Raw genomic sequence first — 12,124 nt, forward strand, 5'->3', positions numbered from 1 at the left:
CCCTCGCGGCGCGTGAGTACCTTCGTCTCGATGGACGCGTCCACGGACGTCCGCGAGGTGAAGGACCGCCTGTTCGACCGGCTCGCCCGCGGGCAGCTCGTGCTGCTCGTCGGCGCGGGCGCCTCCCGCTGGGCGGGCCTCCCTTCCTGGCGCCAGACGGTCTGCGCCCTCGCCGAGGATCTCGTCCCCGCCCTGCGCGAGCAGGTTCCGGACGCCCCCCAGCGCTTCGCGCCGCCCGACCCGGACGCGCCCGTCTCGATGGACGCGCTCCTTCGCATCCCGGAGGCCTACCGGTTCCTGCGCGGCGAGGACCGGCTCGTGGAGCGCCTCCGGGCGCTGTTCGACACCTCCCGGATCGATCCCGCGGACCTGCCGCTGCAGCGCCTCCTCGTCCGGCTCGCGCCCTTCGTACCCGCGGTGTACACGACGAACTTCGACGACCTGCTCGAGCGCACGTTCGAGTGGGCCGGCCAGCCCTGCCAGGTCGTCGCCGAGGCGGAGGATCTCCACCGCTGGCGCTTCGTCGAGGTCGGCCGGCGCTTCGTGCCACGCTTCCCCATCTACAAGCTGCACGGCACGCTCGAGCGGCCCGCCTCGCTCGTCGTCTCCGAGTCCGACTTCCTGCGCCGCTCCGACCTCGCCGCGAACCCGATCGACCTGCGCTTCTCGTCCGACGTGATGGGGCGGGAGATCCTGCTCGTCGGCTACGGCTTCAACGATCCGAACCTGCGCTGGCTCTGGACGAAGCTCCGCGATCTGCGCGTGCCGCCGGTGGGCTGGTTCCTCGAGCTGGGTACCTCGACGGACCTCGAGCGCGCGACGGTCGCGATGGACCGGATCGGCCGGGTGGACCTGAACGCCGCCGACCCGGTCCACCCCACGGAGCTGCTCGCGTTCCTGGAGGAGCTCGCCTCGCGCTGCGAGCGGGAGCTCGGGGCCTCGCCGCCGGGGCACGGGTGAGGCGGCCCGGCGCCTGCCCCTGGCGTGGCGCGGCTTCTGGGCGGGCGAGGGCACCGCCTCACGCTCGGCTGCTGACCCCCCGGATGGCGCCTCCCGCGGAACCGTGGCAAGCTGCCGCCAATGTACCGGCCGCTTCGCCGCGCGGTCTGCGTCGCCCTCCTCACGGCATGCACCCGCGCCTCGCCGCCCCTCGAGCCGGCGGTGTCCCCGATCCCCGCGCCCTCGGCGCGCGCGAGCAGCGCCCCCGTTCCCCCGGCGCGACCGCACGAGGGAACCCTCGTCGCGCCGGAGCCCGTGCCGGCGCCGCCCGGCCCCTGCCTCCCGGCAGAGCCGAACGCCTCCCCGGGCGTCCTCGTCGAGGAGTCGGCCGACGCGCTCGATCGCGACGCGAAGGATCGGGCGCTCTCCTGCGCGGACGAGGCCCTCGCGCTCGCGCCGCGCCACGTGGGCGCGCTCACCGCGCGCGGCGACGCGCTCGCGGCGGCGAACCGCGTCGACGAGGCGCGCCTCGCCTTCGCGCGCGCGCTCGCCATCGATCCGGATGCCCCCGGCGCGCTGCTCGGCGCGGCCGAGCTCCACGTGCGGCGCCTGGGCGGGAAGCCCGAGGCGATCGAGGCCGGCCTCGAGTACGCCGTCCGCGGGGCGCGGGCGGCCGCGCTGCGCAAGGACCGCGAGCTCGTCGGGCGCCTCGAGCTCGTCGCGGGCATGGCCGAGAACGACCTCGGCCGCAGCAACCTCGCCCTTCCGCACCTCGATCGCGCCGTGCACGCGCGCCCCGAGGACGCCGACGCCGTGTACGAGCGCGGCGTCGCGCTCTACGAGCTCTGCCGCTTCGACGACGCACAGCGCGCGTTCGAGCGCGCCCTGGCGCTCGCTCCGGACGATCCGTGGACGCTCCACCAGCTCGGGCTCCTCGCCGAGCGCCGAGGCGAGGAGCGACGCGCCTCGTCGCTGCTCGGGCGCGCCCGGTCGCTGGCGCCCACCGACTTCAAGCAGGAGCCGCCGGTCGACATGGCCGCGTTCCGGGCCGAGGTGGAGACGGCGGTCGCGGGGCTGCCCGCGGAGGAGCGCCGCGCGCTCCAGGCGGTGCCGATCGAGATCCAGGACCTCCCGGACGCGGCGGACCTCCTCGCGGTGCACCCGCCGCTCTCGCCCTCGATCCTGGGGCTCTTCCGCGGGCCGTCGGAGAACGAGGCGTGCACCGCGGCGGACGGGCCGCGCTGCCGCACGATCGTCTTCTACCGGAAGAACCTGCTGCGCTTCGCCGCCGACCGGGGAGAGCTCACCGAGCAGGTGCGGGTGACGCTCCTGCACGAGCTCGGGCACCTGCACGGCGAGAGCGACGACGACCTGCGCGCGCGAGGCCTCGAGTAGCCCCCCGGCGCGGCGCCGGAGGTGATCGCGGCCCGCGGACCGCCGGTCAGCGGCGCTCCTCCTCGTCCTCCTCGTCGGCGCTCTCGTGCACGTGCATCGCCTCGACCTCGGGCGCCTCGGGCGGCTCCGGCTCGGCGAGGTTCGCGAGATCGTCCTCGGGGCCGGGGAAGTTTCCGCCCGAGTCCAGGCCGAGCGTCGTCGGCGCCGCGCCGCCCACGTTCTCGAGCGGCACGACCTTCTCGTCGGCCTCGCTCGTCAGCTCGCGCACCATCCGCTCGCTCGGCTGCGCGGTGACCTCGGGATCGTCGTCGGGGGCATCGAATCGGCGGGCCATGCCTCAAGGTAGGGTCCGCCCGGTGGGCGGTGAAGGGCCGCCGCCCTCCTCCACCCGAACCGCCCGTGAGCGCGCTGCGCCCCCGGATCAGGGATTGGCGAGCGAGCGGTAGAGCGACTCGTACGCCTGCGCGCTGCGGTCCCAGCTGAAGTCCTGCGCCATGCCCCGCAGGCGGAGCGCCCGGAAGGCGCGGCCGTCCCGGTAGGTCTCGAGCGCGCGGCGCACCGCGAGCAGCATCGCCTGCGGGTGGTAGTCGCGGAACTTGAAGCCCGTGCCGCGCTGGAAGCCGTCGTAGTCCTCGACGGTGTCGTCGAGGCCTCCCACCGCGCGGACGATGGGGACGGTCCCGTAGCGCAGGGAGTACATCTGGTTCAGCCCGCACGGCTCGAAGCGGCTCGGCATGAGGAACAGGTCGGCCCCCGCCTCCAGCCGGTGAGCGAGCCCCTCGTCGAAGCCGATGCGCGCCGCCATCCGCTCGGGCCGCTCGCGTGCGGCGCGCGCGAAGACCTCCTCCCAGTCGCGCCGCCCGCTGCCGAGCAGGGCGAGCTGCAGCTCGCGCCCGAGCAGCTCGCCGAGGGCGGCGACGACGAGGTCGAGGCCCTTCTGCTCGGCGAGGCGGCCGACCATCGCGACGAGCGGGATCTCCGGCCGCTCCGGCAGCCCGAGCTCGCGCTGGAGCGCCGCCTTGCAGCGCGCCTTCCCGGCGAGCTCGGCGGCGGAGTAGTGCGCCGGGAGGTGGCGGTCGGTCGCGGGATCCCACTCGGCGACGTCGATGCCGTTCAGGATGCCGTGCAGGTCCCTCGTGCGGTGGCGGAGGAGCGCGTCGAGGCCCACCCCGCCCTCGGGCGTCGTGATCTCCCGCGCGTAGGTTGGCGAGACGGTGGTGAGCGCGTCCGCGAACACGAGCCCCGCCTTCATGAAGTTGAGCTGGTCGTGGAACTCCATCGCCTCGTAGCGGAAGACGTCCCACGGGAGCCCGAGCGCGGGCACGACGTGCTTCGAGAAGACGCCCTGGTAGGCGAGGTTGTGGATGGTGAAGACGGTGCGCGCGCCCGCGAGGGCGGGATCGCGGGCGTGCTCGTGGCGGAGCAGGAACGGCACGAGCCCGGTCTGCCAGTCGTTCAGGTGCACGACGTGCGGCCGGAGCCCGAGTGCGCCGGGCAGGGCGAGCGCCGCGCGCGCGAGGTAGGCGAACCGCTCGGCGTTGTCGGCGTAGTCGTGCGCCTCGCCGTACAGGCCCCGCCGCGAGCCGAAGAAGTGCTCGTGCTCGACGAAGTAGACGGGCGCGCGCTCCCGGCTCACCCACAGCGTGGTCGGCTCGCCGCGCACGTCGAGCGCGCGGTGGAGGGGGTGGAGCCCGTGCGCGCGCGGATCGATCGAGCCGTAGCGCGGCGTCACCACCGAGACCGCGTGCCCGCGCGCGGCGAGCGCGCGGGGGAGCGCCGCGGCGACGTCGCCGAGGCCGCCGGTCTTCGACCAGGGCGCCACCTCCGACGCCACGAACAGGATCTCCATCGTGCCCTCGAGAGCTAGACGGCGGCGCGTGCTTCGCGCGCACCTCGGGGGTCGCGCTTCACGCCGCCGTTCAGCCTTCCACCCGGCGGAGGAACTCGGCAGCCTCCTCCGGGGGCACGGGGTTGATGTGGAAGCCGGAGCCCCACTCGAAGCCGGCGACCTGGGTGAGCGCGGGCATCACCTCGATGTGCCAGTGGTACGAGGGCGAGGCGGCGTCGCGCAGCGGGTTCGAGTGGACGATGAAGTTGAAGGCGGGGTCGCCCAGGGCGGCGGCGAGGCGGCGGAGCGTCGTCCCGAGGGCCTGCGCGCAGAGCCCGAGCCGCTCCTTCGGCTCCGCCTCGAAGTTCGACTCGTGGCGCTTCGGGACGATCCAGGTCTCGAAGGGGCTGCGCGGCGCCCAGGGGGCGAACACCACGAACTCGTCGTTCTCGTGCACGAGCCGGGCGCGCTCCTTCCGCTCCTGGCCGACGATGTCGCAGAAGATGCAGCGCTCCTTGTGCTCGTAGTGGCGCCTCGCCCCCTCGATCTCCTCGACCACCTGGCGCGGGACGACCGGGAGCGCGATGAGCTGGGAGTGCGCGTGATCGAGCGAGGCGCCCGCGAGCTGCCCCTGGTTCTTGAAGAGCAGGATGTAGCGGAAGCGCAGGTCGTTGCGGAGATCGAGGATGCGCGCCTTGAACGAGAACAGCACCTCGGTGAGCTCGGCCTCGGTGAGGTCCTTCATCTGGCGCTCGTGCCGGGGCGTCTCGACGATCACCTCGTGCGCGCCGATCCCGTTCATCCGGTCGTAGATCCCCTCCGCCTCGCGATCGAGGTCGCCCTCGATCTTGAGGGCGGGGAAGCGGTTCGGCACGACGCGCACCCCCCAGCCCGGCCCGTTCGCGGGCGCCGAGGGCGGGCGGCCCGACACGTACACCTCGCGCGGCGTCTTGTCCTCCTGGCCCGGGCAGAACGGGCACAGCCCCGGCCTCGCGGGCTCCTGCGGCCGCACCAGGTCGGAGGGCCGCCGAGCGCGCTCGATCGCGATGATGACCCACCGCCCGACGATGGGATCCCTGCGCAGGTCAGGCATCGCCCGCCACCCTCTCCTCGCGCGCCGGCCGCACCGTCGCGCCGACCGCCGCCGCGAACGCCATGATGGCAGCGCCGCCGACGTAGGGGAACGCCATCGACCACTGCCCGAAGGTCCAGCTGCCGGCCTCCGGGCCGAGGATCCGCCCGAACGCGGCGGCGGACTCGCCGATGCCGAGGGTGCCGCCCTGGTCCTCCGCGCGCGCGAAGCGCGAGAGGAGCGAGGAGAGCGCCGGCTGCGCGAGGCCGCTGCCCACCGCGAGCGGCGCGGTCGCGGCGAGGAGCCCCGCGACGCTCCCCGCGAAGGGGAGCGAGAGGAGCGCCACGGCCTGGAGGACGAGGCCGGCGACGAGCAGCGGCTTCTCGCCGAAGCGGCGCGAGAGGCGTCCGACGAGCCCGCCCTGCACGATGACGAGCAGGACGCCGATGTACGCGAACACGTAGCCGACGTGCGACTCGGCGAGGCCGTAGCGCTCCTTCGCGAGGAACGCGTAGGTCGCCTCCATCATGCTGAAGGCGAGCACCGTGAGGAAGTAGATGCCGATGACGCGGCGGATGCCGGGGCGGCCGAGCTCCTCCCGCATGGCGGCGAAGCGGGGGCGGCGATCGGTGGAGCGGCGCGCCTCGGGCTCGGGGAGGATGAACCAGGCGGCGACGCCGTTGGCCGCGGCGAGCGCCGCGGCGGCGAAGCCGGGGAGCGCGAGCGAGTGGCGGGAGAGGATGCCGCCGATCGCGGGCCCGAGCACGAAGCCGAGCCCGAACGCGGCGCCGATGATCCCCATGCCCTTCGCGCGCTCCTCGGGCGCCGTCACGTCGGCGACGAAGGCGCGCGCGATGGAGATGTTCGCGGTCGCCGCGCCCGCGAAGAGGCGGGAGAGCAGCAGCATGGGGAAGCTGTTCGCGAGGGCGTACATGGTGAACGCCAGCGCGGTCATGACGATCGAGCCGAGCAGCATCGGGCGGCGCCCGACCCGGTCGGACAGCCGGCCCCAGATCGGCGCGAACACGAACTGCATGGCCGAGTACCCGGCGGAGAGGAGCCCGGTCCAGGTGGCGGAGGCCCCGAGCCGCTCGGCGTAGAGCGGCATGACCGGGATGACCATCCCGAAGCCGAGGAGATCGATGAAGACGATGACGAAGAGGATCGCGAGCGCGGACCGGTTCTTCACGGGTCCGGGAGGATAACCCGAGGCGGACGGGCGCGCAGGCGTTTCCCTCCGCCCCGCCCCTCACCGGGCGATACGATCGCGCCCCGCCCGCTTCGCCGCGTAGAGCCGCTCGTCGGCCCGGGCGAGGAGCGTCGCCCCGTCCTCTCCCCGCGAGAGCGCGGCGAGGCCCGCCGACACCGTCACGCCGATGGCCGCGCCGCCGGCGTCGATCGGCGCGGCGGAGATCCGGAAGCGGATGCGCTCCGCCACCTCCGCGGCCGCCGCGAGCGTGGCGCCGGGCAGGAGCGCCGCGAACTCCTCCCCGCCGATGCGGGCGAGGAGGTCGCCGGCGCGCAGCGCCTCCGCCGCGCGCGCCGCCACCGCCGCCAGCACCGCGTCGCCGGCGGCGTGGCCATGGGCGTCGTTCACCCGCTTGAAGTGGTCGACGTCGAGCGCGACGAGGGCGAGCGGCGCCTCGCCGCGGGCGGCGCGCGCCACCGCGCCCGCGAGCGCCTCCTCGAACGCCCTCCGGTTCGCGAGCCCGGTGAGCGGATCGCGCCGGCCGAGCGCGGCGAGCGCCTCGAGCTCCCGCGCGGCCTCGTCGCCCGCGGCGAGGTAGCGCGCCACGAAGGGCCCGACCCGGATCCGGTCGCCGCTCGCGAGCCGCCGCGCGGAGACCGCCGCGCCGTTCACGAACGTGCCGTTCGTGGAGCCGAGATCCTCGACCAGGTGGCCGGCCTCCGCGGGGGCGACGCGCGCGTGCCGGCGCGACACGTCCTCCGCCGGCAGCTGGAGCGCGCAGCCGGGATCGCGGCCGAGCACCACCTCGCCCTCCAGCGCGACCGTCACCCCGAGGAGCGCCGCGCCCTCGACGAACACGAGCCGCGCGCCGCCGCTGGCCGGGGCGCCCGGCGCGGGCGGCCGGACGCGGGTGGCGTCCGCCGTCACGGCTCCGCCGGGGACGCTCCCCCGCCCCGGCGGCCTCGCTTCGTTCGCTGTCGGCCCACGCGCTCCTCCCTCACACGCTCCAGTTCAGGCGCTCGAAGTCCGCGTCGGGGACGGTGAGCGTCACGAAGCCGTGGCGCGGCAGCCGCTCGACCTCGACGTCCCCGCGCGCGGCGTGCACGCCGAGCGCGACCTCCGTGCCGGGCGCGAGCCCGAGCGCGGCGAACGGGAGGCGCACCTCCAGCACCTGCGCGAACGCCGCCTCGCCCAGCTCCGCGCCGCGCAGGCGTGCCGGGCGGGCCTGTCCGTCCCGCACGATCGCGAGCTCGACGGTCTCGTTCCGGTCGCCGGCGAGCAGCACGACGCGGACCTCCGACGCGAGCTCGACGGTGCGCTCCGGCGACTCGGCCGGGTCGAGCCGCAGGTAGAGCGCCTCGAGGTCGAACCCGTAGTGCAGCGCCTGGAACACCTGCGCGCCGCCGAACATCGAGCCGCGGTGCTGGCCGGGGCGGTGGACGCCCGCCCCCGCCCACTCGAAGTAGGTCGTCTGGCGCCCGTCGATGCGCGGCGCGAGGAGCGCGGTCGGCTGGCGCGCGGCGCGCACCTCGGCGCCGGGGGCGGCGGCGCGCTTGATCGGCTCGACCGCCTCGCGCGGAGGCGTCACCCCCAGCAGCAGGCAGGCGCGGACGACGTGTCCGCGGAAGAGCCCGTCGAACTCGGCGCCCAGGTCGGTCGCGAAGTCGTCGCCGTACCACCAGAACCAGTCCGAGGCCTCGGCGGCGTGCAGGTGCTGCCGCGCCTGCTCGAGCCGGTCCGCGTCGACCGCCCCGCTGCGCTCCGCCGCCGCGAGCGCCGCGCGAGCCCGGCCGAGCGCCGTCCAGGCTTGGCGGTCCTCCGCGTGCCCGATCCAGATCCGGTAGGACGCCTCGATCCACGAGCCGGAGTGGATGCGGGTCACGATCCCGCCCTCGGTGGCGGCGGTCGCCTCGGACAGGGTCACGGTCTCGATCGCGTCGCTCGCGGCGAGCGCGCCGTAGAGCCGGTCGAGGAACTCGTGGCCGCTGTGGGGGTAGTGCTCCCAGGCGTTCTCGCCGTCGAGGAACACGCCGACGGTCGCGCGGCCGGGGAGCCGCTCCGCCGCCCACGCCTGCGCGATCGAGGCGACGTTCGCGACGAAGTCGTCCGCCGCCTCGCGCGCGGGCACGCCGGAGTACGTGAAGCCGATCGCGTCCGACAGGGCGCGATCGCGGAAGAGCATCTTGAGCTCGCGCCCCTCGCCCGCGGCGATGCGCCAGGGCCGGTACACCGAGGCGAGCCGCGGGGCGCTCGGGGGGAGCGAGTGGAGCAGGACGCCCTCGTCGCTCGCCGCCCAGCGGACTCCCTCGCGCGCGAGCACCTCCACCGCCTCGGGCGACACCGCGCCCTCCGCCGGCCACATCCCGGCGGGCGGGCGGCCGAAGCGGCGGGCGTGGCTCGCGAGCGCCTCGCGCACGTGCCAGCGAGCGTCCTCCGGGTGCGCGAAGCGAGGCGGGAGCTGCACGTGGGGGAGCGCGCGGCGGGCGACGTCGGTGTCGCAGAGGAGCGGGAGGATCGGGTGGTGGTAGGGGGTGGCCGAGAGCTCGACCTGGCCGCGGTCGGCGAGGCGCGTCCAGCGCGGCACGATCCCGGCGAGGATGCGGCGCTGGGCCTCGAGCAGGAGGGCGACGTCGGCGCGGTCGAACCCGCGGCCCTTCTCGCGCAGGGCGCGGAGCCCTTCGTCGTCGGCGAGGGCCCCGAAGCCCATCCAGGCGAGGTTGAAGTGGACCTGCAGGTCGGTGATCTCGGCGTCTGAGAACGCCGCGGCGAGCCTCCGCACGTCGCGGCCGCGCAGGTCCCGCCCGCGCTTCTGGAGGAGCTCCCAGTAGCGCGGCACCGGCCGCACGTTGCGCGCCCAGTCCACCATGAAGAAGCCGCGCACGATCGCCGCGCGCTCGTCGGGCGCGAGCTCGTTCGCCGGCCGGGCGGTGAGCTCGAGGAAGCGGTCGCGCGCGCGGCCCGCCACGTAGTCCTCGAGCTGCTCGAGGAGGATGGGGGTGAAGTTGACGGTGCAGCGGATGCCCGGGTGCCGCTCCAGGATCCACGCCATGTCGTTGTAGGCCCGGGTGGCGTGGAGCCTCACCCAGGGCAGGAGGTACTCGCCCGTGTCCGCGTCGCGGTAGGGCGGCTGGTGCATGTGCCACAGGAGCGCGAGCCGTGCCTTCTGCATGGTGCAGAACCGTAACGGCCGGGGTCCCCGGTGCCTAGCCCAAGGCTCGCGAGCCGCGAGCTTCGGTCTCGCGAGCCGCGCGGTCGCCCGGCCCTGGTCCGGCGGGGGCCCCTCCCCGGCTCGCCGGGTCCTCTGGCGTGCTCGCTTCGCTCGTGGACGGCGGGATCATCGTCGGTCCGTCAGCGGCGGACGCGGGGAGCGCGCTCCTCCGTCGCGGCCGCGCCGAGCGCGGGCGGCGGGGGGGCGCCCGAGGCGGTGGAGAGCGGCCCGCCCTCGCTCCGGATCTTCCACTCCTCCCAGAGGTTCAGGACGAGCGAGACGTCCCGCAGCGGGACCTTCTCGTCGAGGTGCGGGAACTCCGCGATGAACGCGTCGTAGAAGCTCGTGTAGCGCGTCGGCGTGAAGTAGCGGAGCAGCGTCTCGCGGCCGTGCGCGTCGACGTCGAGGAACTCGATCCCCATGCCCGTCGGGAAGGTGCGGTCGCCGTGCGGGACGACGTGCGCGATCTGCGAGCGGATGGCGAGCGGCCCGTCCGGCAGGGCGAGCTCCACGTAGAGCTCGAGCCCGGAGCGGAGCAGGAAGTTCGAGGCCACGAACAGCCCGCCCAGCCCGAGGTTCTTCGAGGTGCAGAACGCCTCGAAGCGGAGCCCACCCTCGCCCGGGATGAAGAGGCGGCACGGGAGCTCGATCTCGATGCGCTCGTAGCGGCGGGGCTCGCTCATGGGAGGTGGACGATAGCATCGCCGGTGGCGTCCGAGCGAACGCCTGCCTGCTCGCCCTCGGGGCCGATGTGCGCTCGCAGGCGCCCCGCGGCGACCCCACGCCCGCTTCACCCGAAGAGCTTGCCCGACCCCCTCGCCTTGAGCTCGCCCATCTCCTTCGCCAGCCGGCCGAGGCGGTCCGTCTTGTCGGCCACCTCGCGCTGGAGCCGCGCGATCTTCTGATCGCGCTCGGCGAGCCGGGCGCTGAGCGCCTCGCGCTCGGCGCTCGCCGCCCGGAGCGCCTCGTCCATGTCGTCGACGGCGGGGAAGTCCTTCACCTCGATGTCCAGGATCGCGGCCGCCGCCTCCTCCGCCACCGCGGGCGCGAGCGTCGCGCGCGCCGCCTCCGCGGCGGCCTCCGCGTCCGCCGCGCGCCGGAGCGCCTCGGCGAGCGCGTCGCGCAGGCGCGCCGCGTCGTCGCTGGCGCCGTCGGGCACGGCGCCGGCCGCGCCCGCGGACCCCGCGGCGCGGAGCTTCGCGGCGAGCTCGTCCCGCTCCCATCGCACCGCCAGGAGCTCGGCCTCGAGCGCCGCCGCCTCGGCGCCGGCCGCCTCGGCCGCCTCGCGCACCCGCCCGAGCTCGGCCTCGAGCCCGCCGGCCCGCGCGAGGGCCTGCGCGGCCTGCTGCGCTTCTCTCTCGCGCGCCTCGGCGAGCTCGCCCGCCTTCTTCTCAGCGAGCTCGCGCTCGCGGACCGCCGTCTCGACGAGCTCGCGCGCCTTCGTCTCGGCCGCCTCCGCCGTCCCGGCGAGCTCGCGCTCGCGCGCCTGCGCCGCCGCGACGGCCCGCTCGGCGGCGAGCGCCCGCGCCTCCGCGTCTCCGGCGAGCTCCGCGGCCCCGCTCGCGCGCGCCTCGAGCTCGGTCGTGCGCCGGAGGGCGTCCTCGGCGCGCGCCTCCGCCGCGCGGAGCGCCTCCTCCGCCTCCGCCGCCCGCCCGTCGGCGGCCGCCCGCGCCGCCTCCACGGCGCCCTCGAGCTGCGCGTGGGCCTCCGCGGCGCGGGCCTCCGCGATCCGCAGCCGCTCCCCCTCCGCCTCGAGCCGCGCCCCGAGCTCCGCCACCTGCGCCTCGAGCGTCTCGCGCGCGGACGCGTCCGCGGCGCGCGCCGCCGCCTCCGCCTCGAGCGCGGCGATCCGCTCCTCGAGCGCCGCCGCGGCGCCGCGCGCGAGGTCGCGCTCCGCCCGCGCCGCCGCGGCGTCGGCCGCGTGGCGCGCGCCCTCGTCGGTGGCGGCCTCGACCGCCGCGCGGAGCCGCTCGATCTCGGAGGCGGAGTCCGCGCTCGCCTGCCCGAGCGCGCCCGCCTCGAGCTGCGCCCGGGCGAGCGCGGCGCGCGCGGCGTCGCGCTCCGCGGATGCGGTCGCGAGCGCCTCCTCCGCGGCCGAGATCCACCCGGCCGCCGTCGCCGCCCCGGCCTCGGCGGCGGCGAGCGTCGCGCCGCGCTCCTCCAGCGCCTCCTCCAGCTCGGACGCCCGCGCCTCGCTCGCGATGGCGCGCTCGAGCGCCGCGTCGAGCCCCGCCTTCGCGACCTGCGCCTCCGCCCGGGCGGCGTCGAGCCCGGCGCGCGCCTCCTGCACCGCGCGGGCGCGCTCGGGCTCGGCCGCCCGCGCGCGATCGAGCGCGGCGCGAAGCTCGAGCGCGCTCTCGCGCTCCTCCTCGAGCGCAGCCTCCAGCTCCGCCGCCCGGGCGCGCGCCGCCGCCGCGTCCGCCCGCGCCGGCGCGAGCCCCGCGTCCGCCGCCTCCGCGGCCGCGCGCGCGTCGTTCACCTCGGCGGCGAGGG

The 12,124-nt window shown here is 76.1% G+C and carries 9 protein-coding genes and 1 pseudogene; 2 read left to right on the plus strand and 8 right to left on the minus strand.

From position 1 onward, the window contains the following. Positions 1–30: 30 nt before the first annotated feature. The gene (locus MLV88_RS18355) at positions 31–960 is read left to right on the plus strand and encodes an SIR2 family protein (RefSeq protein WP_242371992.1); all 930 of its coding nucleotides are present in this window, start codon (positions 31–33) and stop codon (positions 958–960) included. 120 nt (positions 961–1,080) lie between these two features. Further along, complete coding sequence (locus tag MLV88_RS18360) at positions 1,081–2,334, plus strand: metallopeptidase family protein (protein ID WP_243338279.1); 1,254 nt, start codon at positions 1,081–1,083, stop codon at positions 2,332–2,334. A gap of 46 nt (positions 2,335–2,380) precedes the next feature. Here MLV88_RS18360 and MLV88_RS18365 read toward each other — a convergent pair whose 3' ends face one another. The 8 genes and pseudogenes from MLV88_RS18365 to MLV88_RS18400 all read right to left on the minus strand — a co-directional run. Further along, positions 2,381–2,668, minus strand: a complete 288-nt coding sequence (locus MLV88_RS18365) for a hypothetical protein (RefSeq protein WP_242340573.1) — start codon at positions 2,666–2,668, stop codon at positions 2,381–2,383. Positions 2,669–2,755: 87 nt separating this feature from the next. Next, positions 2,756–4,183 carry a glycogen synthase GlgA gene (glgA, locus tag MLV88_RS18370; protein ID WP_242340572.1) on the minus strand — a complete coding sequence of 476 codons (1,428 nt, stop codon included), beginning with the start codon at positions 4,181–4,183 and terminating at the stop codon, positions 2,756–2,758. Positions 4,184–4,253: 70 nt separating this feature from the next. Continuing rightward, positions 4,254–5,255, minus strand: coding sequence for a galactose-1-phosphate uridylyltransferase (locus tag MLV88_RS18375; RefSeq protein ID WP_243338282.1), 1,002 nt, complete (start codon positions 5,253–5,255; stop codon positions 4,254–4,256). Continuing rightward, on the minus strand, positions 5,248–6,423 hold the full coding sequence (locus MLV88_RS18380) for an MFS transporter (RefSeq protein WP_242340570.1): 1,176 nt from the start codon (positions 6,421–6,423) through the stop codon (positions 5,248–5,250). Before MLV88_RS18380 ends, MLV88_RS18375 begins: the two co-directional genes overlap by 8 nt. Positions 6,424–6,483: 60 nt before the next feature. Continuing rightward, positions 6,484–7,350, minus strand: a complete 867-nt coding sequence (locus MLV88_RS18385; protein ID WP_243338286.1) for a diguanylate cyclase — start codon at positions 7,348–7,350, stop codon at positions 6,484–6,486. Between the two features lie 70 nt (positions 7,351–7,420). Beyond that, the gene (locus MLV88_RS18390) at positions 7,421–9,592 is read right to left on the minus strand and encodes a glycoside hydrolase family 57 protein (RefSeq protein ID WP_243338287.1); all 2,172 of its coding nucleotides are present in this window, start codon (positions 9,590–9,592) and stop codon (positions 7,421–7,423) included. A 179-nt stretch (positions 9,593–9,771) separates the two neighbouring features. Further along, the gene (locus MLV88_RS18395; RefSeq protein WP_242340567.1) at positions 9,772–10,314 is read right to left on the minus strand and encodes a PilZ domain-containing protein; all 543 of its coding nucleotides are present in this window, start codon (positions 10,312–10,314) and stop codon (positions 9,772–9,774) included. A 107-nt stretch (positions 10,315–10,421) separates the two neighbouring features. Continuing rightward, positions 10,422–12,124 (minus strand): annotated as a pseudogene (locus MLV88_RS18400) (methyltransferase type 11); the annotation flags it as partial.

Source organism: Anaeromyxobacter soli (assembly GCF_022808855.1).
GTDB lineage: Bacteria > Myxococcota > Myxococcia > Myxococcales > Anaeromyxobacteraceae > Anaeromyxobacter > Anaeromyxobacter soli.

Bases quoted from the DNA above. Each gene is read 5' to 3' on its own strand.
- MLV88_RS18355 (WP_242371992.1), top strand. From the start codon at position 31: ATGGACGCGTCCACGGACGTCCGCGAGGTGAAGGACCGCCTGTTCGAC.
- glgA (WP_242340572.1), bottom strand. From the start codon at position 4,183: ATGGAGATCCTGTTCGTGGCGTCGGAGGTGGCGCCCTGGTCGAAGACC.
- MLV88_RS18360 (WP_243338279.1), top strand. From the start codon at position 1,081: ATGTACCGGCCGCTTCGCCGCGCGGTCTGCGTCGCCCTCCTCACGGCA.
- MLV88_RS18395 (WP_242340567.1), bottom strand. From the start codon at position 10,314: ATGAGCGAGCCCCGCCGCTACGAGCGCATCGAGATCGAGCTCCCGTGC.
- MLV88_RS18365 (WP_242340573.1), bottom strand. From the start codon at position 2,668: ATGGCCCGCCGATTCGATGCCCCCGACGACGATCCCGAGGTCACCGCG.
- MLV88_RS18390 (WP_243338287.1), bottom strand. From the start codon at position 9,592: ATGCAGAAGGCACGGCTCGCGCTCCTGTGGCACATGCACCAGCCGCCC.
- MLV88_RS18375 (WP_243338282.1), bottom strand. From the start codon at position 5,255: ATGCCTGACCTGCGCAGGGATCCCATCGTCGGGCGGTGGGTCATCATC.